This window comes from Thermomicrobium sp. CFH 73360 (assembly GCF_023806465.1).
Taxonomy (GTDB): Bacteria; Chloroflexota; Chloroflexia; order Thermomicrobiales; family Thermomicrobiaceae; genus Thermomicrobium.
Map to the genome: position 1 here is coordinate 1 of NZ_JAMSLS010000011.1, position 26,495 is coordinate 26,495.

Here is a 26,495-nt window from a genome sequence, read left to right on the forward strand (position 1 = left end):
CCATCTCCCGCAGCACCACGTGGAGCCGACGTTGCTCGACGAGCTGCCAGAGGAGATCCTCAAGCATCTCTCGATCTCGCTTCTGGAGCGCATCTGTTACAAGCGTCCGGAACTCACCCTCTGCGCTCATGTGTCTTCCCTTCGACCACTAAATAGTTCGTCCGATGGTAGGTTCAGCGCGGTAAGAGTCGACGCCGGCTGCCACCGGGCAGAGCGTAGGCTGACAGCGGTTTCATTGCAGTAGCTGATCGCGAGAAGGACCTGCAGAGGACGAGAGAAAACCCGGCGCACCAGCGTCCCTCCGTTCGTCGCGGCAGGTTGCCCCGGCCGCCCCAGAGGGCCGCCACTGCGCCCTCAGAGGTCAGCCAGCGACACCGTCGTTCGCCCGAGTTGAACTCGGCACATCCACCGTTCCGCCATCCTCTCCGGGGCCGACGGAACAACCCGCACAGGCTTCCGTAGCCGCGCTGAGTGTACGGCCCCGCAACAAGGGCAGCAATCCGAGTGCATACTGATCAAGGAAGCATGTCGCATGCCTGTCGATCGTTCGCCAAGCAGAACCTTTTGCGACGGACGGGCACCCCATTGGGTGCAAGACTCTGAGAACTGGGTTACTGGCCATGAAAGAGCTCGGGCGATTCGATGTGATCATCGTTGGAGCACGTATCGCTGGTACCATCACTGCCGCGGCTCTGGCCCGACGTGGTTGGAACGTCCTCATCGTTGACCGAGCACGATTCCCAAGCTCAACGCTGTCGACTCATCTCTTCTTCTCGGACACACTTCGCGTCTTGCGTGAACTGGACTTGGTCGAGCCGATCCTGGCCGTCGATGCGCCACGTCTTCGTTGGCTGCGTTTCCCTTACGTCACAGCACGGTTTCCTCAGCACGACGGATTCGATTTCGCTCTGTGCATCCGCCGCGAGGTGCTGGATACCCTCCTTGTTGAACAACTTCGTTCGCGTACCGGCGTGACCCTGTTGACCCAGGCAACGGTGAAAGAGGTGGTTCGCTCGCAGGCACGTATCAGCGGCGTGGTCATCGATGATGGTCTCCAGCGCTGGACGGCACGTGCACCACTGGTCATCGGGGCCGACGGACGCAACTCCATCATCGCGCGCTCTGTCGGCGCCGGTATCGAAAGTCGCGTGCCGCCACTTTTCGCATGGTATTACACCTACTTCGTCGGGGTGCCGATCGACCCGGAACCAGCCGCACTGGCGTTCCGCGGCGACTATCCCGAGTTGGGCGCTGAGTATGCAGCGGCCTTCCTCTTCCCGTGTGATGGCGGACTGACACTGGTCGGGTATGGCCTCGAGCACCGTGCCTTCGCTGCATTTCGCACCGACGTCCGCCGCCACTTCTTCAACGGACTTCGTCGTATTCCTGACGCCTGGGAGAGAGTGACGATCGCACGACAGGTTGCACCGATTCGTGGAACCGGGCAACTTCCGAACTTTCTCCGGCAAGCGAGCGGCCCCGGTTGGGCATTGGTTGGCGACGCAGGGTGTCACAAAGATCCGCACACGGTCCAGGGGATGGGTGACGCAGCGCGAAGCGCTTGGCTCCTCGCACAGGAACTCGCGCAGAGCGATCCGGAAGATCGTGCGCTCGACCAGGCACTCGCTCGTTATGCGCGAAAACGTGATCAGGATCTTCGTCCGATGTATGACTTCACAACGTTCCAATTGCGGAGTCGGGTGCCAGAGGACGTGTGGGAGCAGTTCGAGGAGCGCACACGACTCGATCCGAAGCTTGCAGAACTTCGTGTTGCCGCGATGGTGCATGCAGTGAACCCGGCAGTCGTCTACACCCCCGAACGAGTGCAAGCCATTGCAGCGGGCGCCTCTCTTGATGGTCATGACACCGGCTGACCCGACCAAAAGTCCCCCTTATGGATCGTCCAAGAAAATTGAACAATGCTACACCGTCGCGCGAGTTCTAGGGGTATTATTGGTATGCGGCATCCGCAGCTTCGGTGGGGAAGGGTTCCCCAAACGAACGACCCTTCCCCCGAGGGAACGATGCCGGAGCGACAGCACGCGAGGTGGGTGGGTGCCATGGTGGACGTTCAGGAGGCGCTCGAGCGGCTGACGGGACTGAATCTTGGCTACATCCTTGAACTCTATGAAGACTATCGACGAGATCCGGCGTCGGTCGAGCCAAGCTGGCGCGCATTCTTTGAGCAGTGGGGACCTCGCCTTGAGCAGCTCGGAGCTCCGGCGCCGGCCGCTGCAGTCGCAGGGCCGGCGTTCGATTTTTCAAAGGTCGCTGCGGTCGTCCAGCTCGCACAGCGCATTCGTCACCGCGGACACCGTGCGGCTCGGCTCGATCCATTGGGCAGTCCTCCGCCAGGAGATCCGGCGCTCGAACCTGCCTATCACGGGCTAACTCCAGAAGATCTTGCGCAACTTCCGGCAACGTTGGTTGGTGGACCAGCTGCTCGTGGGGCGCGCAATGCTGCAGAGGCGATCGAACGGCTGCGGCAGATCTATTGTGGGACTATCGGCTACGACTACGGTCACCTTCAGGATCGGACCGAGCGTGAGTGGCTCGAGGAAGCGATCGAATCCGAACGGTTCCGCGTTCGTTTGGATCCCGCAGCCAAGCGCGCCTTGCTCGAACGGCTGACTGCTGTTGAAGTATTTGAGCGCTACCTTCACCGAACGTTCGTTGGTCAAAAGCGCTTTTCGATCGAGGGCACCGATATGCTGGTGCCGATCCTCGATGAGATCTTGCGGCAAGTCGCTGAAACGGGCATCCCGAAGGTCGCGATGGGGATGGCCCACCGTGGTCGCTTAAACGTCCTCGCCCACGTATTAGGGAAGCCGTACGAGCAAATCCTCGCTGAATTCATGGGATTGGATCACCGGGAGCCAGCGTCGCTGACGGAGGGCGGCACCCTTGGCTACACCGGTGATGTCAAGTACCACATGGGAGGCGTGCGGGCCTCCGGGGAACTCCAGGTCATCCTCGCGAACAATCCCAGCCATCTCGAATTTGTCAATCCCGTGGTGGAAGGGATGGCTCGTGCCCTTCAGGATCGGCGCACTGATCCGGGTTGCCCTGCTCAAGACGTGGACGCCTGTCTTCCCATCCTCATCCATGGTGACGCGGCGTTCCCGGGCGAGGGTATCGTTGCTGAAACGCTCAATATGAGCGGTATTCCCGGCTACTCAACCGGCGGGACACTGCACATCATCGTCAATAATCAACTTGGGTACACAACCGAGCCACAGGAAGGACGCTCCACGTTCTACGCCTCTGATCCAGCCCGCGGGTTTGAGATCCCTGTCTTCCACGTCAACGCCGATGATCCCGAAGCCTGCTTGACCGCGGCGCGGTTGGCCTTTGCCTACCGTCAACGTTTCCACAAGGACGTCCTCATCGATCTCATCGGGTATCGCCGCTGGGGGCACAACGAGGGCGATGAACCAACCTTCACCCAGCCAGTGATGTATCGCCAAATTGGTCAGCACCCCACGGTTCGCGAGCTTTGGGCGCGTCAACTCATCGCCCAAGGAATCGTGACCGAGGAGGAGGTGGCTACACTCGAGCAGCGCTACCTTGCACAGCTGCAGGAGATACGGCAAAAGCTGCTCAGCCAGGCCACTGGCCCACGGCACGGACACGGGGCATCCAGCGACGGCCGCAGTGTCATCGCCGTGCCAACCGCGGTACCACTCGAACAGCTCAAAGAGTTCAATCGTCAAGCACACACGCTGCCTGCTGGCTTCAACTTGAACCCCAAGCTACGCCGTCAGCTCCAGCGACGACTTGAGGCCGTTGAACGTGAGGAGGCAATCGATTGGGCCCACGCCGAACTTCTCGCGTTCGCCTCACTTCTCGCCGAGGGTGTTCCAATCCGGTTAACGGGACAGGACACCATTCGCGGAACATTCAGCCAGCGCCATGTCGCCTTCTACGATTTCGAGACCGGAGAACGGGTAATCCCGTTGCAGACGATGCCCGCTGCGCGGGCCAGCTTCGCCGTCTACAACAGCCCACTTTCCGAAGCCGGACCGCTTGGTTTCGAGTATGGCTACAGCGTACAGGCACCTGAAGCGCTCGTCCTCTGGGAGGCACAGTTCGGTGACTTTGCGAACGTCGCCCAAGTCATCATCGACCAGTTCATCGTCAGTGGTTGGGCGAAGTGGCGGCAACGATCGGCATTGGTGCTGCTCCTTCCCCACGGCTATGAGGGGCAAGGACCTGAGCACTCCAGTGCCCGCCTGGAGCGGTTCCTTCAGCTCGCGGCTGAGGACAATGTGCGGATTGTCAACTGCACCACGGCAGCCCAGTACTTCCACCTCCTCCGGCGTCAGGCAGCCCTGCGAACCCTTGATCCGCGTCCTCTGATCGTGATGACGCCGAAGAGTTTGCTTCGGCATCCAAAGGCGATGTCTCCAGTGCGCGAACTCGCTGAGGGGGTGTTCCACCCCGTTCTCGACGACCCGACGGCTGCGAATCGCCGCAGCGATGTGACGCGGTTGATCCTCAGCAGCGGTAAGGTCTACGTCGATCTCGTGGCAAGCCCGTTGTTCTCCGAATCACGACATGTCGCAATCGTCCGCGTCGAGGAACTCTATCCATTTCCTGAAGAGGAGCTCGCAACCGTCCTCGCACGCTACCCCAATGCGCGCGATGTGGTGTGGCTCCAGGAAGAACCCAAGAACATGGGAGCCTGGACGTTCGTGCAGCCGCGCTTGCAGCCACTGCTCGGCGACCGGACACTGCGTTACATTGGCCGACCGGAGCGTGCAAGTCCGGCCGAGGGACTTGCTGAAATGCACGAGCAGGAGCAAGCTCGGATCGTTGCGGAGGCCTTCGCTGGCGTTCCCGAGCCAGCGCTACCGGGCTAAGTCGAACATGAGGGTGGACGATGGCGATCGAAGTGCGTGTGCCGCAAATGGGGGAGTCGATCGTCGAGGCCGTCATCGGCGCTTGGCGGAAGCGCGAGGGTGAACCGGTCGCGGTCGGTGACGTACTCGTCGAACTCGAGACAGAGAAAGTCAATGTTGAGGTCACTGCTGACCAGGCTGGAGTACTCGAGCGCATCCTGAAACAGGAGGGCGAAACCGTCACAGTCGGCGAAGTCATTGCACTCATCGCCGAAGCAGCCGAGGCCACGGCGCCCACAGCCGGTGCTGCAGTCGCCACCGCCGCGCCGAGTCCCGCGGCAACAGCCGAAGTTCCGACCGCACCACCGTCCGCTCCCGCACCCACCACGCCGGGTGCAGCACCAATGGTTCGTGCCACGCCAGCTGTCCGTCGGCTCGCGGAGGAGTATGGGATCGACCTCGCAGAGGTGCCACCAAGTGGCGAAGGAGGACGAGTGACCCGCGAGGACGTGCTCCGATACGTGGCCCAGCGACAGGCAGCCCCACGCGCCGCCGATGGTGCGGCGGCACCAGCAGCTCCAACGGCTCCGTCGGCCGCACCAGTCACTCCTCCACCGTCCCCACCGCCAGCTGTCCCTGAACTGCCGCCGCTCCTGATTGCGCCGACGGGTCGCCGCGAGGAACGGATCCGCATGAGTCAGCGGCGCAAGACGATCGCCCGGCGGTTGGTCGAAGCTCAGCACACTGCCGCCATGCTCACGACCTTCAACGAGATCGACTTGAGCGCGGTGATCGCACTTCGCAATCGCTGGCGACAGCAGTTCCGCGAACGCTATGGTGTCAGCCTCGGTTTTATGTCGTTCTTCACGAAGGCTGTTGTCGGAGCACTGAAGGCGTTCCCGTTGCTCAACGCTGAAATCCAAGGCGACGAGATTGTCGTCAAGTACTACTACGACATTGGTATCGCTGTCGCGACTGACGAAGGCCTTGTCGTTCCTGTGGTACGCGACGCCGACCGGAAGTCCTTCGCCGAGATTGAGCGCGAGATTGAGGAACTCGCCCGCAAGGCACGAGAGCGCCGGCTGACGCTGGAGGAACTGAGCGGCGGTACGTTCACGATCACCAACGGAGGGGTCTTCGGCTCTCTCCTGTCGACACCGATCCTGAATCCGCCGCAGGTCGGCATTCTCGGGATGCACAAAATCGAAGAACGACCCGTGGTCGTCAACGGCGAGATCGTGATCCGGCCGATGATGTACGTCGCGCTGACGTACGACCATCGCATCGTTGACGGGCGCGAGGCAGTGCTCTTCCTGGTTCGCGTCAAGGAGTTGATCGAAGATCCGGAGCGGCTGCTGCTCGAAGGATAAACCTGGTGAGCGTCACCGAGCTCCGCTGGGCGACGACACCGAACGGCACAAAGCTCGCTTACGAGCGGCGGGTCGCTGCCGATGGTCCGCCACTCCTGGCATTGCATGGCATCCTGGTCGGAACGTCGAATTGGATCCATCAAGTGTTACGTCTCCCGCGTTTGCGGTGGCTGCTCCCACATCTCCGGGGCCACGGGATGAGTCCTCCCCCAATGCCACGGCAGACAATCGAAGAAGCCGCGCTTGATGTCCTCAGCGTCCTGGATGCCGAACAGGTGGAACAAGCAGTTGTACTCGGTAACTCTTTAGGAGCGACGATCGCTCTTGCGTTCGCTCTCATGCGCCTCCAACGTGTCCACGCTCTCGTCCTGGTTGAACCCTCATTGCCTGCGCTTGCGGGCGAGGACGAACGTGAGCGCTTACGTCGGTCTGCCGAACTCACGCGCTCGCTCCTTGCCGCCGGAAAGGTCGACGATGCGCTCGCGCATTTTCTGGTTCCGCGACTCGGTGAGGATTGGATGCAAAAGGCGGGCCAGCGACGTCTCGAGGAATGGAGACGCAATGTCTTTAGCGCCCCCACGTGGATCGACGCAGTCCTCGCATTCGATCCTGGTCCCGTCCCATTGGCCGCTCTGAACCGACCCACATTGCTGGTGTATGGAGCGAACACGCAACGGGCATATCGTCGCACCGTCTTCGCACTCTCTGAACTCCTCCCACAGGCTGAAATCGCCGAAATCCCACACGCTGGTCACGGTGCTCCCGTAGACAATCCAGAAGCCTTCAATGCAAGACTCCTCGATTTTCTTGGTCGCGTCAATTGGTTGCCGAATCAGCATTGAATCCTGGTTTTGTGTTTCGGTTCCTTTCGCCCCGGTCGTTACCAGGGGAGGCCCGATCTGTGCATTCGGGCACCGTGCTTTACAATGAACCGGTGTGGCAATGCGAGCCACAGATGGGTTCTATCCGGCAGCGAACGCCGAACCGTGAGCGCAGCGGTGCGCCCAGCCTGCGCGGGAGTGAAGTCGCCGCGCACGATTCACGTCGCCCGTCAGAGAGGAGTTCGGGAATGCCAGTACTTACTGGTGGCCAGGCGCTCGTTGCGCAGTTGCTTCGAGAGGGCGTGGAGGTCATCTTTGGTCTTCCTGGTGTGCAGCTCGACTGGGCATTCGATGCACTCTACGAGGCACGCGACCGCATCCGAGTCATCCACACTCGCCATGAACAAGCAACGAGCTACATGGCAGATGGGTATGCACGCTCGACCGGCAAGCTCGGGGTCTGCCTCGTTGTACCTGGTCCAGGCGTACTGAACGCGATGGCGGGTCTTGCAACCGCCTACGCGTGTAACTCGCGCGTCCTCTGTCTCACCGGTCAGATCCCGTCTGATCAGATCGACAAAGGCCGCGGCTTGCTGCACGAGATCCCGCACCAGCTTGAAGTGCTCCGCTCCGTCACCAAGTGGGCCGCAAGAGCGCTCGGTCCCGGCGCAGTTCCGAGTCTTGTGCATGAAGCGTGTGTTCAACTGAAGTCCGGACGGCCTCGACCGGTCGCATTGGAAATTCCACCTGACGTGCTGCAGAAGACTGCTGAAGTCGAGCTCCTCCCTCCTGCCAGTCCTGAGTTACCAGAACCTGATTCGGAACTCGTCGAAGAGGCTGCCCGACTCCTTGGACAAGCACAGCAACCGCTGATCTTCGCTGGAGGCGGCGTGCTTGTCGCCGAAGCATGGGATGAACTTCGCGCACTCGCTGAACTGCTTGAAGCACCCGTCGTCCTCACAATGGACGGGAAAGGGGCCCTCGACGACCGACACGACCTCGCACAGAACATGGTGGCAGCACGTGAGCTGACCCCACAGGCCGATGTCATCCTCGTTGTCGGTACGCGCTTTTTGCAGCCCGCAACGTCCGACTGGGGACCACGTCAGCAAGCAGTCATTCAACTTGACATCGACCCTGAGGAGATCGGACGCAACTACCCGCCAACGATCGGGATCGTGGCCGATGCAAAGCGTGGACTCGCCGCGTTGCTCAACCGGCTACCACTTTATAACCGCCGGCGAGAATCACGACGTGCCGAGCTCCGCGCCCTGAAAGAGCGCATCTTCGATCTCCTCTGGGAGGTGCAACCCCAAGCCTCCTACGCCATGGCCGTGCGAGAAGCACTCCCCGAAGAGGGTATTCTAGTCAGTGAGAGCACCCAAGTCGGCTATTGGACGTGGAACGCGTTTCCAGTCTACCGGCCGCGCACCTTCCTCACGTCGGGCTATCAGGGCACCTTGGGCTTCGGCTTTGCCACAGCTCTGGGCGCCAAGGTGGGACACCCAGATCGACCAGTGCTGTCACTGAACGGTGATGGCGGATTCTTCTATAACCTGCCGGAGCTCGCCACCATGGTCCAGCATCGGCTCGACGTGATCACCGTTGTGTTCAACGATAACGCCTATGGCAACGTCCGACGGATCCAGAAGGAGCGTTTCGGTGGTCGCTTCATTGCATCGGATCTGTACAATCCTGACTTCGTTCTGCTGGCGCAGAGTTTTGGGATTGAAGGGGTACGCGTCGGCACGCCAGAAGCGCTCCGGGACGTCGTCAAGGATGCGGTTCGTGATCCTCGTCCGATCTTGATTGAGGTGCCCGTGGGAGAAATGCCGAGCATCTGGGGAATCGTCATGGCAGGACGGCGTAGCTGATGCCAATACTCGCTAGAAGCGTCAGCCAAAAGAACATGTGGGGCGAGGGTGTACCCTCGCCCTGTGTCATCCTTGTTAGCCTTTCTGTTTCAATACACCTTGATCGGCGGTGACACGCTCTGGAGCGGCAAGTAGAGGAGAATCAACGGAATATAGGCGATGGCCACCAAGACTACTGCGATCAAGAACCAGAATCCCAGCCGGTCGAGCAGCGGCGACGTTTCTCTCGCCCCAAAGCGCATTTCGGCGACCGGGATTCCCAGCGGCTGGGTCAGTCGTCGGCCACCGAAAACCGTCCATAGTACGACAATGAAGTAGATTAGACCACTGATCACCATCAGTGTCCCGCCGATCGCAGTCAACCAGTTGTCCAAACCAGCATGGATGAGATCCCGATAGGGGGCCTCACCGATTGACGAGCGTCGTGGCTCACCAAGAAGGCCGGCAGCAATCTGCCCACGTGCGAACAGAAGAACTCCCACAAACCACAGCCAGGCCTGGGCGAGCGCAAGGGATCGCCCCATGAGCTCACGACCGGTGAGATAGGGGATCAACCAGTAACTGATACCGATGAACGAGAGGGCCACCGCGGTCCCGACCGTCATGTGGAAGTGGCCAGGAACGAACGAGGTGTTGTGAACGACGTTATTCAAGTTGTAGCTGGCGTTCACAATACCGGTCGCTCCCCCGAGGATGAAAACCAACATTGCAAGGAGTTGTGCTGTCACACTCGGATCACCCCAAGGGAGCTTCCAAATCCACCCCAAGAGTCCGCGGCCACCGCGCGCTCGGCCCCCGTCCTCGAGTGCTGCCATGACGGTAAATGCTGTCACCAGACTGGGGAAGACAACCGAAAAGGTTGTAAAGAGATGCACGACCTTCATGACCGTCGGAATACCCGGATCGACGTACTGGTGGTGGAGACCGGTCGGAACCGAAAAGACGAGGAGGAGGATGAATGCCAACCGAACGAGACTATCGCTGAAGACGCGTCCACCGACCTGGCGAGGAACAAGCAAGTACCAGGAGATATACGCTGGCATCAGCCAAAAATAGACGATCGGGTGCCCTGTATACCAGAAGAGGATACGGTTGAACTGTGGATCGGTTGTCTTCAACCATCCAAGCGACCACGGGAGGAGGAAGAAGACAACCAGTACGACCACACCGACGGTGGCTAACGCCCACATCACGTAGGTCACGACACCGACAAAACCAAGTAACGGTGTCCGCTCCCCAGGGTGCTCCCGTTGCCAGGCGCGACGTGTCAGCACTAAATTGAGCGCCGTGAGTAGGGTGGAAATGACCAGAAGCGCTGCCCCCAGATAAAACAGCGAACTCGCACGCATCGGTGCATAGAAGGTAAAAAGCACTGTCGCCTGGTTGGTTAGAATTGCATATGCAGCGAGCAGTGTTCCCACCAGCATCGTCCAGAAGGCTCCCTGAACGAGGAACGTGCTGGCGAGTGGTCGCTCGAAACCCCGGATTGCCATCAGCGAGACGAACGCATTATTGAAGCTGAACGTAAAGAGAAATGCCAGCAGTACTCCGTGGATGGTCAACCCCTGATAATACGTCTGCATCAGCATCGCCTTGTACATCACGATGCCGATGCGGTCGAGCGCCTGTATCAACCCCATAATTCCGCCGATGGCTAGCCCGAGAAGCGCCAGCACCAGCTGTCCCTTAATCGGCCACAGCTGCTCCGCCAAGAAGATCCCTTCTCGCGCAATTGCTCCTTGACCCGCAAAAGCCTGCGGACGAGCGGTTGCGCTCATCGCACCACCACCTTCCCGAACATCTGGTGATGTCCGAAGCCACAATACTCGTGGCAGACCCATAAGTACTCGCCAGGTCGATCGAATCGCGCAGTCACTTGCGCAATCTGCCCCGGAATCACCATGACGTTGGCGTTCGTTCCGGTCAGGACGAAGCCGTGGATCACGTCTGGAGTTGCCAGTGTAAAGGTGACGGTCGAGCCGACCGGGACCTCAATCTGGTCCGGTTGGAACTGCCACGCGCGCGCGATGACGACAGCCTCGTACTTCCCGCCCCCGAGGTCACGGAGACCTGGTTGATCAAACGGCGGGGTCGTCGTCAGCGTCCTCGGATCGACTCGTCCCGCGGGAGAAGGAACATGTACTCCCGCAACCAGTGCCCCGATTGCAATACCGACGATGCCGAGGACGAGCAAAAGCGCTGCCAGGATCATGAAAAAGCGTTCGTAGGCCTCGACCCGCATGCCCTACCCCCTCCCCAGCATGTCGAAATACACAGTCAACCAAATCCCTACAATGACAATCAGCATCACAAGTGTCAGGAAGAGTGTCCCGACCGGATGTCCTTCTGGCTGCTCACTGCGATGTTCCACCCTTGACATGATGCACGCTCCCCCATTGTATATCCCCTGCCCTTTCATCATGCTGCGTGCTCTTTGGCGCCACCTCCTCGTCCCTATTCACCCGCATCAGCACCCACCTCGCCAGGAGCAGCGTCAACAACACCCCACCTAGACCCAGCACCAGCCCTATCCAATCGCGCTCCGTCCCGAGGCTCCCCACAACCCGATTAAAGCTCGACCAAAAAACCGTCGCACTGGCTCCTCCGAAGACCAAGAGTGCGAGCCAGGCAGCAAAGAACGACCAACGCATACATACCCTCCCCCTGTAGTCTATGCCGGAGCCAGAGGACGAATCTGCGACATGTTGACAGAATGGGTTACATTCGCGTGACAAATGCTCAGAACTACGGCGATTGTTCGCGAGTCCTCCCCACTCCACCAACTCATGGAACCACGATACGAGAAAAAGGTACACTACCGAGAGTGCGCTGTGCACGCTTCGAGAATCCTGGAGAGCGAGACTATGCCCGCAACGATCGAGGTGAGAGGTTTAGTCAAGCGGTACGGCCCGGTCACTGCTGTCGACGAGATCGATTTTACCGTGGATCAGGGCGAGTTCTTCGGCTTCTTAGGACCAAACGGCGCTGGCAAGACGACGACAATCAACGTGCTCTGTACACTTACCCAACCGACCACCGGTTCGGTTCGCGTCGCGGGCTACGACGTGCTGCGAGAGTCGCATTTCGTGCGGCAGCGCATCGGAATCATCTTCCAAGATCCAAGTCTCGACACACAGCTGACCGCATGGGAAAACCTCGCTCTACACGCACGCGTCTACGGTATCCCCAGCACCTCCTGGCGTCCGCGGGCCGAGGAACTCCTACGGATGGTCGAGCTCTGGGAAAGACGACATTCGCTTGTCCGCACCTTCTCCGGCGGCATGAAACGCCGCTTGGAGATTGTTCGTAGTCTTCTCCACGCCCCAGAAATCCTGTTCCTCGACGAGCCAACGCTCGGTTTGGATCCCCAGACACGGGGGCAAATCTGGGCGTACCTCACCGAACTCCGTCGCCAAACTGGTGTGACACTCTTCCTCACAACCCACTACCTCGAAGAAGCGGAACAGTGTGACCGCATCGCAATCATCGATCACGGTCGTATCATCGCACTCGATGCCCCGGAGCGCCTGAAAGCTCGTGTGGCACGCGATATTATCCTGCTGTCAACTGAAGACAATACGCGAGCGGTTCAAGAGCTCAAGGAACTCTTCGGCCTCGGTCCAATGATCGTCGACGGCACGGTGCGCATCGAGGTTGAACGTGGCGACGAACTCATCCCCCAACTCGCCCGACAACTGACCGTTCCAATCCATTCTGTGAGCCTACGTCGCCCGAGTCTGGACGACGTCTTCCTCGCATTGACCGGAAGGCAAATTCGTGACGAGGAAGCCTCCGATCTCGACCTCATGCGGGAACAAGTGCGAGCGCGACACTAGTGGATGGGGGATTCTGTGGCCACCGTAGAGGTTGCAGAAAGACTACAACCACCTTCACCTGTGACCCGAGCGTTGATCGGCATCTTTACACTCTGGCAGCGTGACCTTCTCCGCTACTGGCGTGACCGCACACGCATCGCAGGGGGTCTTGCCCAACCGCTGCTCTTCCTCATGATCTTCGGCGCCGGCCTGTCGCCCTGGATGGGAACACTCGGTGGAGCACCTGTTGGGCCCGACTACCTACAGTTCCTCTACCCCGGAATTATCGGTATGTCTGTCCTCTTCTCCTCCATTTTCAGCGCGGTTTCCGTCGTTTGGGACCGCGAGTTTGGCTTTCTCAAGGAACTGCTCGTCGCGCCGATCCCCCGTTGGGCCATCGTCGTCGGTAAGGCCCTCGGTGGGAGTACGACATCGATGCTGCAGGGGCTGTTGCTCCTCCTGCTTGCGCCGTTCATCGGCGTTCGTTTGCAGGTTGGGACAATCCTTCTTCTTATCCCGCTGCTCTTTCTTCTTGCCTTCTCGCTTTCCAGCATTGGACTCGTGATCGCCGCTCGGATGCGTTCCACAGAGGGATTTGGCTTAGTCATGAATTTCCTTGTCACGCCGCTCCTGTTCCTCTCTGGGGCACTGTATCCGCTTAACAATCTGCCCACATGGCTTACCGTGCTGACGCGAATCGATCCAGTCACGTATGGCATCGACGCCATTCGTCGTGTCGTGCTCAGTTCGGCTGGTGTGCCTCAGCCAGTCATCGACCAACTTGGGGTCACGCTCTTCGGCTATCCACTCAACCCGCTCTTGGATGCAGCAATCGTTCTGGCCTTGGGTCTCTTTCTGATTGTCCTGGCAGCACGCCAATTTGCACGACCGGACTGACAGGAGGGACGATAATGCTCTACACGGGCAAGGGTGACCAGGGATACACCGATCTCCTCGGCGGGCGCGTGCCAAAGTACGCACCCCGCCCCGAGACGTTCGGAACACTTGATGAGGCAACCTCCGCAATCGGGATCGCACGTGCTGTTGCACAGACCGAGGAGACGAAACAGGCACTTGTCCGTGTCCAGCGGGATCTCTATCTCATGATGGCCGAGCTTGCCTTCGCTCCAGGAGTCGAACAGCAGAAATACCGTATCACCGAGGAGCACGTGCGAAAACTAGAAGAAACAATCGATCATATTGGTGCGCTCGTCCCGATCGGCCGACACTTCGTCCTGCCTGGCGACACGCTCCAAGGTGCGACGCTTGACTTCGCTCGGACCGTGGTGCGACGTGCGGAGCGACTCGTTGTGCGCCTCTACCATGACGGTGAGGTGCACAACGAGCAGCTCCTTGCCTACTTGAATCGCCTCTCCTCCCTACTCTTTGTGCTCGCACGATACGAAGACCACTACGCTGGAGTCACACCGACGCCAGCGAAGGAGTCATGAATCGCCCTACTCACCCGCGTAGGTGCTCTACGCTGAGCTCTTCGGCCAAGCGACTCGGCTTGGGATCGGTCTGCCCAGCGTACTTGTTCCCACGCTTCAGGCGATAAGGAACCATCGCAGGTGATGTCAATTGCTCGAACGTGAACGAACAGATCCGCATGCCGGGATACAGCGCCACGGCCATCCGCCCCAGGTTTGAAAGCTCCATGGTCGCCGTCCCGGCCCACCCTGGCTCGAACAACGCCGCGGTGCTATGGACCGTGATGCCGAGACGAGCGATGCTGGACCGTCCCTCCAACCGTCCAACCAGATCGTCAGCGAGCTCGATGTACTCGAGCGTCGAAGCTAAAGCAAAGTCACCCGCCTGCATGATAAAGGGTTCGCCGTCAGGAACCACAATCGTCCGCATCGCATCTCCAATCGACTGCGGCTGCCGCGGATCGATATACGAGAACCGGGAATGCTCGAAGACCATAAAAGTATTCCCGAGGCGCAGGTCAATCGAGCACGCTCCGAGCTGGGTCTCCAGATCGGGCTCCGGGGTGATCTTGATACGTCCGCTCTTGAGCGCCGCGATGATATCCCGATCGGAAAGGATCATGCTCGCCCCCTGTTTCACACCCACCACGTCGCAGAACCGACGTACGGACGTGAGTATGATGTTGCTCAACACGAATCGTCAACCGCTGTCCGCCTGCCGCTGCCGAAGAGCGTGACGTTGTTATACTCCTCCGCGGCGCGCCAGCGCCCCGAGCCCCGAAAGGGAGTACGATGTCGAGGACCGAACCACCAGAAGGAACACCGGCCCAGCCGTTCGTCCGCCTGACGCCCCGTGAACTCCGGGCTGCTCGCCACGGATATGCTGATCACGAGGCAGCATTCCCGGACAGTACTCCGCCACCGACGAGGTCTCGGCGCTCACCGCTACGTCTTCTGGTTGTCACACTCGCGCTCGTCTTGACCGCAGGCCTGCTCGCATATTTCGGCCCTCTCGCTTGGGCAAGTTGGCGAGCTTACCAGCGAGTCTTCGTCACACCAGTGCCACGCGCAACAGTGGTCATCAATGAGCAGGGTACGCCAGAAGTCGTTCTCCTCACCGCCGATGACCCCGCGATCCAGCTCCCAAACTGGGAGAAGAAAGATCGTATCAATGTGCTCCTACTCGGCGTTGACCGGCGTGAAGCGGAAGATGTTCCCCGATCCGATACCATCATTATTGTCACAATCGATCCACTCACCAAGGATGTGAGCATGCTCTCGATTCCGCGCGACCTTCTGGTCACCATTCCTGGCTATGGTCAAGAGAAGATCAACGCCGCTTATCCCCTCGGTGCAAACTCCCCTATCACCGGACCCGGACTCGTTCGCGCAACCATCGAATATAATTTTGGCATTCCCATCCATTACTACGCCGAGGTCGACTTCGAGGGCTTCGTCCGGATCGTCGATACATTAGGCGGCGTCGTGGTCGACGTTCCCGCACCGATTAAGGATGACGAGTATCCAGGAGAGAACTACAACTACACGCGTATTTACTTCGCACCCGGCCTTCAGCGCATGGATGGACGCACCGCTCTTCGCTACGTGCGCACTCGTCATGACGACAACGATTTCGCACGAGGCTATCGCCAGCAACAGGTGCTGCGTGCCCTCCAAGAGCAAGGCCTCCGACTCGATCTCATCCGGAAGGCACCGCAGCTCGTTGACTCGCTTGGCGAGACGGTCCGAACGGACCTCAGCCCGGCGCAGGTGCTCGCACTGGCCAAGCTGGGTATCGAAATCCCACGCGATCGTATCCGCTCCTACACACTCCTCCCGGCAACAACGAGTTATTGGGAACCTGGACAACCCTTCTATCTCATACCGAATTGGAGTGCCATCCAGGCAATCCTCGACGAGATGTTCCCACCGCGTGAAGGGCAGCCGCGACCACAGGTTCGCGCGACCACGCCTGGCGTGCCTGCACGGCCGGTCGCACCCGAACTCGCCGAGCCGGTCGAGACGCCACCACCTGAATTCATTGCATCCCCCACACCCGAACCCGAGCCAACACCAACTCCCGGAATACTCGAGACCCCAGCGCCCGAACCTTCCCCTACGCTCCCAACGCCGACTGTCGAGCTGACGGTGCTCCCAACCCAGGAGCCAACCCCCGGGTCAACGGCTACTCCGGAGCCGACGCCGGAGCCGATCCCCACCCCGACAGCGTCTTCATAGCGCCTTCGGTCACATCACCTCTGGGGCAGCGATGCCAAGCAGCGCGAGGCCGTTGGCAAGCGTCTGTCGCACGGCTGCCACCATCGCGAGCCGCGCCGAGCGTTGCGGTTCCGGTGCCTGTAACACCGGGCAAACGCGATAGAACTCATTAAAGCGCTTTGCGAGTTCGTAGACGAAGTTCGCGATGATAAGTGGCTTGTATTCGTCCGCCGCGCGCTGCACCTCGTCCGGGAAGAGTGCGATTTGCTCGATAAGGTCAATCTCCTCCCGCGTCAGATCCTCAAGGGCATACGGTCCTTCCGGGAGTGCATCGACCTTCTCCAGAATCCGGCACGCCCGAGCGTGCGCGTATTGGATGTACGGCGCGGCATGCCCCTCAAATGACAATGCTTCCTCAATGTCGAAAACGATCACGCGGTTGTTGTCCCGTGAAAGCATGCCGTACTTCAGGCTCCCCAACCCGACCTGACGCGCGACGAGAGCTTTGGTGTCCGGCGGGAGGCTTGGGTTCTTCTCCTCGATGATTTCCAGTGCCCGCTCAAGGACTTGTCGTGCCACGTCCTCGTACAGCACCACGTTGCCCATGCGGCTACTCATCGCACCGCTTGGCAGCATGACCGTTTCATATGCCAAGTGGTAGCACTTTGCCGCCTGCTGGAACCCCCACAGTTCCATGACTTTAAAGATCTGTTGCAGATACAGCGTTTGTCGAACGTCCACTACCCAGATCGCCCGATCGACGTGGTATTGCTCGAACTTCCGTTTTGTTAGGGCGAGATCTTTCGTGGAATAGAGCGTTGTGCCATCCGAGCGGAGGATGGGCAGCGTCCGGTACGTTTCCTTCTCCAACCCAAGCTTCTCGTCGATCTTGACGACCGGCAGACCTTCACTGATCTCCGCAATCCCGCGTTCCAGGAGCTCACGGACAATTTGCCGTCCTTCCTCCTCGACTTCGCTCTCGAAGAACCACACATCAAAGTGCACGTCAAGCTCGTCGTAGATCCGATAGAACTCCTCCATACTCCAGGCACGGGTCTCTTCCCAGAGCTGGAGGAACTCCGGATCTTTGCGTTCCCAGCGCTGGAACGTCTCCCGAACCTCGCGCTCCCATAGCGGGACGTGCGGCCACCAGTCTAACGTCGCTGCCAGCCGACGCCAGCGCTCGTACCACTCTTCAAGCTGGCGAACCCGCTGGATGGCCTTGTCCTCAGGGGCTTGCTCCGCGACGACGCGTGCCTCCGCTAACTCCTGCTCCAACTGCCGACCGACGATCGACCAGAACTTCACGATGGTCTGCTCATCGTAGAACGCGTCCGGATTAATCTCACGCCCGTGAGCGATCTGGCCCAGGAGATACGCAATGTCCTCTCCAACCTTATGCACACGCCACAATTCCTTGAGCATCCGGTCGATCGCCTGCGGGAAGACCGGATCCGATTGCACGAGTTCGTTCAGCAGCTCGACGACGTCTTGACGATAGTTCAGCCGCCGATCCGCCTCGGCGTAAATCTCACCGAGCCAGCGTCCCCGCTGCTCGCGTGGCGGCTCCTCTCCGCGATGGAAGCGCAGATAACACCACAAGCACTTAATAACATGCAGGCCGATGTCACCAATGTAGTTCGCTTCAAGGACATCGAAGCCAACAAAGCGTAAAATTCGGCTCAGCGCATTTCCAAGGCAGACGTTCCGGAGGTGCCCCACGTGGAATGCCTTGTGGGTATTGGGCTGGGAATACTCCACCATGACTCGCTCGCCACACGGAGCTCCTCGTCCGTAGTTCGCTCCAGCAGCCAAGACTGCCCGCAGCACCTCATGAGCGAAACGAGCGGTGTCATACACGATATTCAAGTACCCGTTGACCGCCTCCACCCGAGCAAAGTCACCGCGGGTTGAAAGCCAGGTCGCGAGTTCCTCGGCAATCGCCTGAGCCCGTTCACGCACGCGCTCTTGAACTAGACGCTTGGCTTCCTTCTTAGAAAGGCCAACCGTTGCCGCCTCAAGTTCCTCAGCGAGTTGCTCGTTGGCAATCTGGTAACACACGGTCGTCGACGTGCCCCACACGCCTGGGAACGGAATCGGCCGCATCTCCAGCGCACGTCGACCGTACCCAAGGGCTTCTAAGGCTGTGTTGATCAGTTCTGCTGCTCGTTCCGCTTCGCGTTGAAACATCGTGCCTCCGTGTCGTCAATGTGTGCTCTGCCCTCCAGCGAGCGTCGGCTGACACGCGGCGGTCTCAGGATCGCGGTATCCACGTCGTTCTGCCCAGTAGCGATTGGCGCGATGCAAGCTCTCAAACGTCCCGGCATCGCTCCAGAACCCCCTGAGCTCCACCCAGCGCAACAACCCCAGCTCCAGGTAACGATTGTTCACGTCGGTGATCTCCAGCTCACCGCGCGGCGAGGGTTCCAGTTCCCGGATGAAATCGAAGACCCGACTGTCGTAAAGGTACAGCCCGGTGACCGCATACGGGCTCTTCGGTTCCTTCGGCTTCTCCTCAATCCGAAGGATCCGCGTCGGATCATTCGGATCGAACACCGGGCAACCGAAGCGATGTGGGTCAGGAACTCGCGCGAGGAAGATTAACGCGCCGCCGGTAAAACTCTCGACTGCTGGGCGGATATCCGCATCAGTCGTATTATCGCCTAAAATAACGCAGATATGCTCACCGTCAGCGAACTCCTCACAAAGACTCAAGGCGTCCGCAATCCCACGTTCTTCTTCCTGGTACGCATATTCAAGGTGACGGACGCCAAGATGGCGCCCGTTCCGCAAGACACGGAGAAAGTCCCCCGCATGCGGGCCACCAGTCACGACCATGATCTCGTCAATACCAGCCTTCACCAGGGTTTGAATGGGGTAGTAGATCATCGGCTGGTCGTAGACGGGCAAGAGGTGCTTGTTCGTCGCAAACGTCAGTGGATAGAGCCGCGTTCCCAAGCCCCCTGCGAGGACGACCCCCTTCATGCGTCCCCCCTGTCGCGTGCCCGCCCTGTGCTCAGCAGCGCTTCCTGGGCACAGGGCTTGCTCCTAGTATAACGACCGCTTCCCTCTGCCCTGCTTTCTCGCCCTTTCGCGTACTCATGCGATCCGCAGCACGCTCTGACGCGACGCAACGGTAGCTGCGACGCAACGTGTGTCAGTCGGCGTTGCTCATCTGGATACCTGAGGCTTAAGGCCATGACGGCGTGTGCCAGCCTAGGAAGCATGCCAAGCGGCCCGCAGCTACCCTCTTTCTCCCCCTTCGCTTGGCCGCCCCCCACCTGGTACGAGCCAAGACTGAAGTGAAATCAAGGTTCCGGCTTGTCCAGGAGACCGAAATCGAGTTACCAAAGGAACCGGGGAGCCAAGATCAACACAGACGCTCAGCCGCCAACACGACGAGGTGCGGAACACGCATCCCACACGTGTCGCTCCGATGCGAGGCTTGTCCGCGCAGATTCAAGACCCCCTTGGTGACAAGTGCCATGATGTCGCTCTCCAAAGGCCGATTCGCCCCTTGACACGCAGGCGTCGCACGACTACCGTGGAGGTGATGGCGTGCCCCGGGAGCTCGGGTGAACCGGGCTGAGAGGGCGGCTGAGCATCCCGCCGCCGACCGGTAGCGACCTGATCTGGGTAATACCAGCGAAGGGAGGCCGCAGGTCCGCAAGTCACCCCCGACGAGAATCGCCAGCCCATTCGAGACGGGTCATTCGGAGGTGAGATGATGTCTACCCCCCTCCTCGATGAGCTCTTAACCGAAGCGCGCCCCATCTGGGAGGCCATGACAGCACATCCGTTTCTCCGTGAACTCGCCACCGGTCATCTTCCCCGTGAACGCTTCGACTTTTGGGTGCAGCAAGACTACCGGTTCGTCCAGGACGGACTGCGTTTCCTCGCACTACTCATCGCCCGCGCACCGGACGAAGAACTCCGCCGCGGCCTCCTCGATGCAGCGGTTGCCTTCCGCAACGAACTCACCATCTTCGAGGATTATGCCCGTCAACAAGGGCTGCAGCTCGAGGTCGAGCCCACTCCGGTATGCCTCGGCTATACCAGCTTTCTTCTCGCTACTGCAGCAACCGGCTCGCTCGGAGAGACGCTCGCGGTCCTCTGGGGGGCTGAAAAGGCGTACTACGACGCCTGGTCCACTGTCCGCCAAGCACTCGGCCTCGCTGAACCCTACGCACGCTGGATCGAGAACTGGACAAGCCCACAGTTCGCCGCGTGGGTCGATTGGCTCGGAGCACAGCTTGTCCGCTGGTCGAGCACCGCCGAGTATCCGACACTTCGCCGAGCCTTCCTCGCTACAGCACGCTATGAGTACCTGTTTTGGGACATGGTCTATACCGGCACGACATGGCCGATCTGAACGGGAAGGAGTCATCGATGCCTCGCTTTACTGAAGAACTCTGGAATTCAATCGCTGACATCTTCGCAGCCATCCTCGCTCATCCTTTCGTTCGTGGCCTGACGGATGGCTCGCTTCCTGAAGATGCCTTTCGCTATTATGTTGTCCAAGACGCCCTATACTTACGGGACTATGCACGCTGTCTGGCTCTCGCAGCAGCCAGGTCACCGCGCGATCCTTGGTGTGAACTCTTTGCGGATCATGCCAAAGTTGCGTTGGTCGTGGAACGCTCGCTCCATGACAGTTTCTTCCGCGAATGGGGACTCTCGCCGGAAGAGATCGCTGCAACTCCATATGCGCCCACAAACTTAGCCTACACCTCGTATCTCCTTCGCATTGCCTATGATCGCCCCTTCGAGGAACTCCTTGGAGCAGTCCTGCCGTGCTACTGGATCTACTGGGAAGTGGGAAAACACCTGGAGAAAGCGGGCTCTCCGAATCCACTCTATCAGCGCTGGATCGCGACCTATGCGTCCGAGGAGTATGCCCAGGTCGTGCGGGCGGTCATCGACGTGACCGACGAAGCAGTGGCGGATTTCCCCGAGGGACGTCGCGCGGCCGTCCGCGCGCACTTTGTGACCACGTCACGGTACGAATGGATGTTCTGGGACGCTGCCTGGCGCATGGAGTCCTGGCCGGTCTGAGGCGTCGCGCTGGTTCAAAACCGCGTGAGGATAGCCGTGGGCACGTTCCGCGTGCTGCAACCGTTGTCCTGAGAAGGATGACCGCACGCCGCTGACCGTGAATTGCCCGAGGGAGGCCCTGAGGCACGTGATGCGAACGCCACCGTCTCCCAAGCGGTGAAAAGGAGAGGTGGATACGGAGACGCTGAACACTCGGGAGCCTCGTTCAGTCCAAGGCTTCTCGCTGGGAACGTTCACGTGACAGAGCGACGTCGACCTGCTCACTCACTCACCCTTCTCGCCCAGTTCTTCCTTCAAACACAAGCACATGCAGCGAACTCCAGAGACGCTTCGAGCACTCGCCACCTCAGCCCCGCACCAGATGATACTGAGGAAACGCCAGGAGCATCACAAGGTCACCAAGTGCAGACATCTTTATCCGCGGCAACCACGTGCGATCACCTGAACCAGTAGACCACCACCTCAGTAGGCGCTGAACTCCCTCGCACGTAGGGTGCTTGACATGCCCCTGGTCGCTCTCTAGAATGAATCCCGAGTGATTTACTCGGATTTGGTCGCCGGCGACCGAATCGGGGAACGACAGAGCAGATAAATCGCGTTCCAATGAAGGGATGAAGGCGTGGGTGTGACGAGGATCCCCATTCGGTCGATGCTTCTTTGTGGAATTTTGGCGCTTGTTCTCGCAGCATGTCTCTCATCTAACGAGGCACTACCTGGTACCCACTCAGCAAGCCAGTCACCAGCCACAACTGCTCCAACAGCCTCACCCCACACTGGTCATACAGCGATTTCCCACAAGGATGACACCGAACTCGTCGCGACACTGTACGAGATGCTGGGTCACCTGGAGGCGAGCCGGGCCAACCTTGAGCGAGGGAACTGGACACTCGTCCAAGCGCATGCGGCTCATCCGACCGCCGAATACTGGGCTAGCGTCGAAGCGGCCCTTACGGCTCGTAACCTCGCCAGCGTCCGCGGAGCGCTGGATGACTACCTGGAGACGGCGAAGCAGCAGGCCAATGACGCCGCATCACGAAATGACACAGCACGCCAAGCGGTCCAAAATGTGATCCGAACCATCGTCGATGAATCTCCAGAACCAAATGTGACGCGTGCTGCAGCACTGGCGCTTCTGGCAGAGTCTATCGCTACCGAGTTCTCTGAGGGTGTTGAGAACGGGCGGATCGTGAATGTCGAGGAGTTTCAGGATTCCTGGGGCTTCTTTCACGTTTTGCGTAGCGAGCTTCCAATCGTGCTTTCGACCGCACCAGCAAGTGGGCAAGGTGCAATAACTGAAGCACAGGAAGACCTGGAGGCACTGGCTCAGACGACCTTCGCACAGTTCTCCGATGCTCCGGGAGCGACGATTGCCGAAGCTGATACGGCCCGCGAGCGACTGCAACACCTGGCAAGTGAACTGCGCAACGCCTTCGGTATCACTGCTTCAGCGCCCTCTTCAACCGAAGAGCAGCTCTCGAAGATTCGCGACATGCTCGCAGCCACGTTACAAGCCTACCGCACCGGCGATCCTGACCGGGCCTACGAAGAAGCGGCCAACGCTTACCTAGAGGGTTTCGAAGCACTCGAGCCAGCATTGCTGGAGCGCGGGCATCGCGAACTCGTCGAACAGCTTGAAAGGGACTTTAAGGCGATCCGCGACGCGATCCGCGCAGGGCGCCCGGTGGGAGAAGTCGAGCAGCTCATTCGCACTGTAGAGAGCGCGCTCGAGGAGGTTGAGGAGGTGCTCCGGTGACCGTCGCTCCGCGGCGCCAATTGGCAAGGCTTGGATGGTTCGTCACGCTACTCACGGTACTGGTTACGCTCGCCGCACCGTGCGCTGTCGCCGAACCTCCTTCGCCGAGTGTCACCTTGCAGCAAGAATTGACAGCGATTCGTCAACTCATGCAGGACAGCCAGAAGGCCTACCGGGAAGGAGACCGCGAGCGCGCTCTCCGTCTCGCCCGGCAGGCATACCTTGACCATTTTGAGCTTGTCGAAATCCCACTCCGCGTTGCCGACCCCAACTTCACGTTCGCGATGGAAGTCAAGTTCGCTCAATGGCGGCAACTCATCGAGCGCGGGGCGCCATCTTCCGAAATCGAACGGCTTCTCATGGACATCGACAGCGGACTTGTGGAGGTCGAGCGGCTCGTCGGAGGTCCTGGTCTTGCTGCACCCCTCTTCGTCGGGCTTGCCTCCTTTTCTATCCTGTTTCGCGAAGGGATCGAAGCGATTCTCGTTATCGCCGCCTTGCTCGGCTATTTGGGCACCCATCAACCGCGTCTTCGCCGTCCCCTCTGGATCGGAGTCACTCTTGCAATCCCTGCCAGTCTCTTCACCTGGCTGGCTCTCGTTGTGGTCCTGCGGGTGGTTCCGGTCGGTCGAGAACTCTTAGAGATTGGAATGTCACTCTTGGCGGTGGTGCTGATGATCTCGATCAGCCTCTGGCTATTGCGCCGAATTGACATCCGCCGTTGGATGGAACACCTCCGAGGGCACGCGTGGGAGGCGATCGCAACCGGCAAGGCATCAGCGGTCGCGCTCCTGGGCTTCACCGCCGTTTACCGCGAAGGCGCAGAGACAGCAGTCCTGTACCAGTCGCTCCTGCTCATGGCTCGCCGGCTGGAGTTTTGGGTTCTGCTGGGTATCCTCTCGGCTGCCGTTGTTCTGGTGGCATTGGGATGGACGATCATCGGCCTTGGCAGACGGCTCCCCTTACGAGCCTTCCTCTCGATCGCAATTCTGATCATTATGATCTTGTCCCTCGCCATCTTGGGTCACGCGGTATGGGAAGTTCAAATGCTCGGCTATCTCCCAATCTCGGTTCTCCAGCTACCCAATCTGAATCGCAGTCTCCTGGACCTCTTGGGCCTCCATCCGACACGAGAGGTTCTCCTGACACAGGCAACACTCGCTGCTGCCTATCTGGCCGCGTGGGGATGGGCCGGCTGGTCCTGGTACCGATCAGCACCAGCAAAACGTGCGCTGGGAGCAACTGATCGAGGGAGGGGGATCGCGTGATCCGCATCGGCATCGATGTCGGCGGTACGTTCACCAAGGCGGTTGCGCTCCATCAGGCGACTGGCGAACTCCTCGCTCACGTCGCCGTCCCAACCACGCATCACGCCAAACACGGTGTCGCGGCCGGAGCCGTAGAGGCTTTACAGACGCTGATCCACCACGCTGGTATCCCGCCTGAGACTATCCGCGTGGTGACGCTCAGCACAACCCAAGCGGTCAATGCACTGCTCGAAGGGGACGTTGTACCGGTCGGGATTCTCGCGATCGGCCCACGCGCTGAGCGGCGGCAGACACAACAGCGCACGCGTTTGGAACAGGTTGAACTCGCGCCCGGACGCACACTCACACTCCATTACGCCTACCTTGATCGTGAGGCCGCGAACGCTGACACAGTACGGGCTACGCTCGAGACGCTGCACCGCTCTGGCGCCGATGCTGTTGCGATTTCGGCTGCCTACGCCGTTGAAGATCCAGAGCCGGAGCGTCTCGCGCTTGCCATAGCCGGCGAACTTGGTCTTCCTGCTACGGCGGGCCATCAGCTGACCGGCCTCTATGGTCTGGAAGTTCGCACCGTGACGGCAGCGATCAACGCGAGTATTCTGCCGCGCATGCGTGAGACGACAGAGTGGGTACGCGCGGCATTGCGCGAAGCTGGAATCCTCGCCCCCGCCATGATCTTGACGGGCGATCTGAGCGTAGCACCGATCGACCAACTTGCTGAACTTCCAGTCGCAAGCATGCTGTCCGGCCCAGCCGCAAGTGTCGCAGGCGCGCTCCGGGGACATCCGACCGTCGATGCACTCTTTGTCGAGGTCGGTGGCACCAGCACGAACCTGGGCGTGATTCGCGATGGCCGCCCAACACTGCGCTACGTGCGCATTCTGCACCACCCAACTTGTCTGCGCTCTGTCGACGTCCATGTCGCAGGGCTTGGCGGCGGTTCACTGATCCGCGTCAAGCGGGGCCGAATCATCGGCATTGGTCCACGGAGTGCTCACATTGCTGGCCTACCCTACGTCAGTTTCGCCAGCGATCTCGAGCCACCCTTTCTGATCACCACGATCGCACCGCAACCGGGAGACACTCCCGATTACGTTATGGTCCGCGATCGAAACGGGCGAACTGCCGCTTTAACAGTGACGGATGCGGCGAATGCACTCGCATGGCTCGCGCCGCACGACTACGCCTTTGGTGACCGTGAGCGCGCCCGCTCTGCGTTCCAACCGCTTGCTGACCTCCTCGGGCGCACGGTGGACGAGACTGCAAGGGAAGTCTTGGGGCGCGCCGTCGATACACTCGTCCCGCTGACACGAGAACTGATACAGGACTATGAACTGCGAGAGCCACAACTGATCGGCCTTGGGGGCGGTGCTGGTGTGCTTGCACCGGCACTGGCCCAAAGACTCCAACTTCCCCTCATGATCGCGCAACACGCTGAGGTCATGGCCTCGATCGGTGCGGCGACCACGCCGCTGAATCTGATTGAGGAGGTGCATATCCGTTCCGGATCCGAGCTCCTCACTGCCATTGAGCGTGTCGAGCGCCGTCTCGTGGCTCTCGGTGCAGATCGACGCAGCGTGCAAGTCGTCGTCGAGCCGATTCCGGAAAGACAGGCCTCACGCATTCGCGCCACAGCCGTTCAGGAGCCATCGACAAGTTCTACCGAAATGCGGATCAGTCGCGCCGAGGCCTTGGAACTGGCGGCACAGGCCCTTGGGGTTCCGCCGCACGATATCGAACTCCAGTTTGAAAACGCATTTTACCGTGTCTTCACGGCCGTCGTGCGTCGTGGGATTGGTCCCTTCCGGCGTGAGCGCCGGCCACTCGTCGTGGTCGATAGTACCGGTTCAATCTGCTTCCGCGCCGCAGATGGCTGGTGCCGCGCGGTTCGTAGCTCTGCGGAACTTTCGCTCCCAGCCCCAACTGGGGGATGTGCCTGTGCCATTCTTGGCTCACGCTGTCTCCTCTTTGACCGTGCACTGACCGTCCAGGCGCCGGCAGATGCTGATGAACCAGGCTGCCTACTCATTGGGCATCCGGTACGTCTGTGA

At 60.0% G+C, this 26,495-nt stretch carries 20 protein-coding genes and 1 riboswitch; of the genes, 14 read left to right on the plus strand and 6 right to left on the minus strand.

Features of this window, described 5'->3' with window-relative positions:
- Positions 1–620: 620 nt before the first annotated feature.
- The 5 genes from NET03_RS12610 to NET03_RS12630 all read left to right on the plus strand — a co-directional run bounded on the left by NET03_RS12610 (position 621) and on the right by NET03_RS12630 (position 8,906).
- Positions 621–1,874: an NAD(P)/FAD-dependent oxidoreductase gene (locus NET03_RS12610; RefSeq protein WP_252129248.1), complete on the plus strand. Its 1,254-nt coding sequence runs from the start codon at positions 621–623 to the stop codon at positions 1,872–1,874.
- Positions 1,875–2,060: 186 nt separating this feature from the next.
- Positions 2,061–4,862 (plus strand): 2-oxoglutarate dehydrogenase E1 component, encoded by a 2,802-nt coding sequence (locus tag NET03_RS12615; RefSeq protein ID WP_252129249.1) that lies wholly within the window; start codon positions 2,061–2,063, stop codon positions 4,860–4,862.
- A gap of 20 nt (positions 4,863–4,882) precedes the next feature.
- Entirely contained in the window at positions 4,883–6,211 is a 1,329-nt protein-coding gene (gene odhB / locus NET03_RS12620; RefSeq protein WP_252129250.1) for a 2-oxoglutarate dehydrogenase complex dihydrolipoyllysine-residue succinyltransferase, read from the plus strand.
- Positions 6,212–6,216: 5 nt separating this feature from the next.
- Positions 6,217–7,053: an alpha/beta fold hydrolase gene (locus tag NET03_RS12625; RefSeq protein WP_252129251.1), complete on the plus strand. Its 837-nt coding sequence runs from the start codon at positions 6,217–6,219 to the stop codon at positions 7,051–7,053.
- Between the two features lie 227 nt (positions 7,054–7,280).
- On the plus strand, positions 7,281–8,906 hold the full coding sequence (locus tag NET03_RS12630) for a thiamine pyrophosphate-dependent enzyme (protein WP_252129252.1): 1,626 nt from the start codon (positions 7,281–7,283) through the stop codon (positions 8,904–8,906).
- A gap of 89 nt (positions 8,907–8,995) precedes the next feature.
- Here NET03_RS12630 and NET03_RS12635 read toward each other — a convergent pair whose 3' ends face one another.
- From NET03_RS12635 to NET03_RS13640, 3 genes are read right to left on the minus strand one after another with little or no spacing between them, the layout of a single operon-like run.
- Positions 8,996–10,684 (minus strand): cbb3-type cytochrome c oxidase subunit I, encoded by a 1,689-nt coding sequence (locus NET03_RS12635; protein ID WP_252129253.1) that lies wholly within the window; start codon positions 10,682–10,684, stop codon positions 8,996–8,998.
- Positions 10,681–11,148 (minus strand): cytochrome c oxidase subunit II, encoded by a 468-nt coding sequence (locus NET03_RS12640; protein WP_252129254.1) that lies wholly within the window; start codon positions 11,146–11,148, stop codon positions 10,681–10,683. Before NET03_RS12640 ends, NET03_RS12635 begins: the two co-directional genes overlap by 4 nt.
- Before the next feature lie 3 nt (positions 11,149–11,151).
- Positions 11,152–11,286, minus strand: coding sequence for a hypothetical protein (locus NET03_RS13640; RefSeq protein ID WP_286207471.1), 135 nt, complete (start codon positions 11,284–11,286; stop codon positions 11,152–11,154).
- A 484-nt stretch (positions 11,287–11,770) separates the two neighbouring features.
- On the opposite strand from NET03_RS13640, the gene NET03_RS12645 reads away from it, so the two are divergent.
- From NET03_RS12645 to NET03_RS12655, 3 genes are read left to right on the plus strand one after another with little or no spacing between them, the layout of a single operon-like run.
- A complete protein-coding gene (locus tag NET03_RS12645; RefSeq protein ID WP_252129255.1) occupies positions 11,771–12,742 on the plus strand; it encodes an ATP-binding cassette domain-containing protein in 972 nt (323 codons plus the stop codon).
- A gap of 15 nt (positions 12,743–12,757) precedes the next feature.
- Positions 12,758–13,618, plus strand: coding sequence for an ABC transporter permease (locus NET03_RS12650; protein ID WP_252129256.1), 861 nt, complete (start codon positions 12,758–12,760; stop codon positions 13,616–13,618).
- 14 nt (positions 13,619–13,632) lie between these two features.
- Positions 13,633–14,172, plus strand: a complete 540-nt coding sequence (locus tag NET03_RS12655) for a cob(I)yrinic acid a,c-diamide adenosyltransferase (RefSeq protein ID WP_252129257.1) — start codon at positions 13,633–13,635, stop codon at positions 14,170–14,172.
- Positions 14,173–14,182: 10 nt separating this feature from the next.
- On the opposite strand, the gene dcd is transcribed toward NET03_RS12655, so the two are convergent.
- Complete coding sequence (dcd, locus tag NET03_RS12660; RefSeq protein ID WP_252129258.1) at positions 14,183–14,773, minus strand: dCTP deaminase; 591 nt, start codon at positions 14,771–14,773, stop codon at positions 14,183–14,185.
- 170 nt (positions 14,774–14,943) lie between these two features.
- Between dcd and NET03_RS12665 the strand changes: the two genes are divergently transcribed.
- Positions 14,944–16,389 carry an LCP family protein gene (locus tag NET03_RS12665; protein WP_252129259.1) on the plus strand — a complete coding sequence of 482 codons (1,446 nt, stop codon included), beginning with the start codon at positions 14,944–14,946 and terminating at the stop codon, positions 16,387–16,389.
- Between the two features lie 9 nt (positions 16,390–16,398).
- Here the strand turns inward: NET03_RS12665 and argS are convergent, their stop codons facing one another.
- Together argS and NET03_RS12675 are read right to left on the minus strand one after the other, a co-directional pair.
- Complete coding sequence (argS, locus tag NET03_RS12670) at positions 16,399–18,558, minus strand: arginine--tRNA ligase (RefSeq protein WP_252129260.1); 2,160 nt, start codon at positions 18,556–18,558, stop codon at positions 16,399–16,401.
- Positions 18,559–18,573: 15 nt separating this feature from the next.
- Positions 18,574–19,353 (minus strand): sugar phosphate nucleotidyltransferase, encoded by a 780-nt coding sequence (locus tag NET03_RS12675; RefSeq protein ID WP_252129261.1) that lies wholly within the window; start codon positions 19,351–19,353, stop codon positions 18,574–18,576.
- A 568-nt stretch (positions 19,354–19,921) separates the two neighbouring features.
- Positions 19,922–20,040, plus strand: a riboswitch (TPP riboswitch).
- A gap of 52 nt (positions 20,041–20,092) precedes the next feature.
- Here NET03_RS12675 and NET03_RS12680 point away from each other — a divergent pair.
- The 5 genes from NET03_RS12680 to NET03_RS12700 all read left to right on the plus strand — a co-directional run bounded on the left by NET03_RS12680 (position 20,093) and on the right by NET03_RS12700 (position 26,495).
- A complete protein-coding gene (locus NET03_RS12680; RefSeq protein ID WP_252129262.1) occupies positions 20,093–20,740 on the plus strand; it encodes a TenA family protein in 648 nt (215 codons plus the stop codon).
- A gap of 17 nt (positions 20,741–20,757) precedes the next feature.
- A complete protein-coding gene (gene tenA / locus NET03_RS12685; protein ID WP_252129263.1) occupies positions 20,758–21,423 on the plus strand; it encodes a thiaminase II in 666 nt (221 codons plus the stop codon).
- Between the two features lie 619 nt (positions 21,424–22,042).
- Complete coding sequence (locus NET03_RS12690) at positions 22,043–23,176, plus strand: 4-helix bundle domain-containing protein (RefSeq protein WP_252129264.1); 1,134 nt, start codon at positions 22,043–22,045, stop codon at positions 23,174–23,176.
- Positions 23,173–24,444, plus strand: coding sequence for an FTR1 family iron permease (locus tag NET03_RS12695; protein ID WP_252129265.1), 1,272 nt, complete (start codon positions 23,173–23,175; stop codon positions 24,442–24,444). The genes NET03_RS12690 and NET03_RS12695 overlap by 4 nt, the downstream gene beginning before the upstream one ends.
- Positions 24,441–26,495 (plus strand): hydantoinase/oxoprolinase family protein, encoded by a 2,055-nt coding sequence (locus NET03_RS12700; RefSeq protein WP_252129266.1) that lies wholly within the window; start codon positions 24,441–24,443, stop codon positions 26,493–26,495. Before NET03_RS12695 ends, NET03_RS12700 begins: the two co-directional genes overlap by 4 nt.

Excerpts from the sequence above, each read along its gene's own strand:
- NET03_RS12610 (WP_252129248.1), top strand. The coding sequence starts at position 621 with ATGAAAGAGCTCGGGCGATTCGATGTGATCATCGTTGGAGCACGTATC.
- NET03_RS12615 (WP_252129249.1), top strand. The coding sequence starts at position 2,061 with ATGGTGGACGTTCAGGAGGCGCTCGAGCGGCTGACGGGACTGAATCTT.
- odhB (WP_252129250.1), top strand. The coding sequence starts at position 4,883 with ATGGCGATCGAAGTGCGTGTGCCGCAAATGGGGGAGTCGATCGTCGAG.
- NET03_RS12630 (WP_252129252.1), top strand. The coding sequence starts at position 7,281 with ATGCCAGTACTTACTGGTGGCCAGGCGCTCGTTGCGCAGTTGCTTCGA.
- NET03_RS12635 (WP_252129253.1), bottom strand. The coding sequence starts at position 10,684 with ATGAGCGCAACCGCTCGTCCGCAGGCTTTTGCGGGTCAAGGAGCAATT.
- NET03_RS12640 (WP_252129254.1), bottom strand. The coding sequence starts at position 11,148 with ATGCGGGTCGAGGCCTACGAACGCTTTTTCATGATCCTGGCAGCGCTT.
- NET03_RS13640 (WP_286207471.1), bottom strand. The coding sequence starts at position 11,286 with ATGTCAAGGGTGGAACATCGCAGTGAGCAGCCAGAAGGACATCCGGTC.
- NET03_RS12645 (WP_252129255.1), top strand. The coding sequence starts at position 11,771 with ATGCCCGCAACGATCGAGGTGAGAGGTTTAGTCAAGCGGTACGGCCCG.
- NET03_RS12655 (WP_252129257.1), top strand. The coding sequence starts at position 13,633 with ATGCTCTACACGGGCAAGGGTGACCAGGGATACACCGATCTCCTCGGC.
- dcd (WP_252129258.1), bottom strand. The coding sequence starts at position 14,773 with ATGATCCTTTCCGATCGGGATATCATCGCGGCGCTCAAGAGCGGACGT.
- NET03_RS12665 (WP_252129259.1), top strand. The coding sequence starts at position 14,944 with ATGTCGAGGACCGAACCACCAGAAGGAACACCGGCCCAGCCGTTCGTC.
- argS (WP_252129260.1), bottom strand. The coding sequence starts at position 18,558 with ATGTTTCAACGCGAAGCGGAACGAGCAGCAGAACTGATCAACACAGCC.
- NET03_RS12675 (WP_252129261.1), bottom strand. The coding sequence starts at position 19,353 with ATGAAGGGGGTCGTCCTCGCAGGGGGCTTGGGAACGCGGCTCTATCCA.
- NET03_RS12680 (WP_252129262.1), top strand. The coding sequence starts at position 20,093 with ATGATGTCTACCCCCCTCCTCGATGAGCTCTTAACCGAAGCGCGCCCC.
- tenA (WP_252129263.1), top strand. The coding sequence starts at position 20,758 with ATGCCTCGCTTTACTGAAGAACTCTGGAATTCAATCGCTGACATCTTC.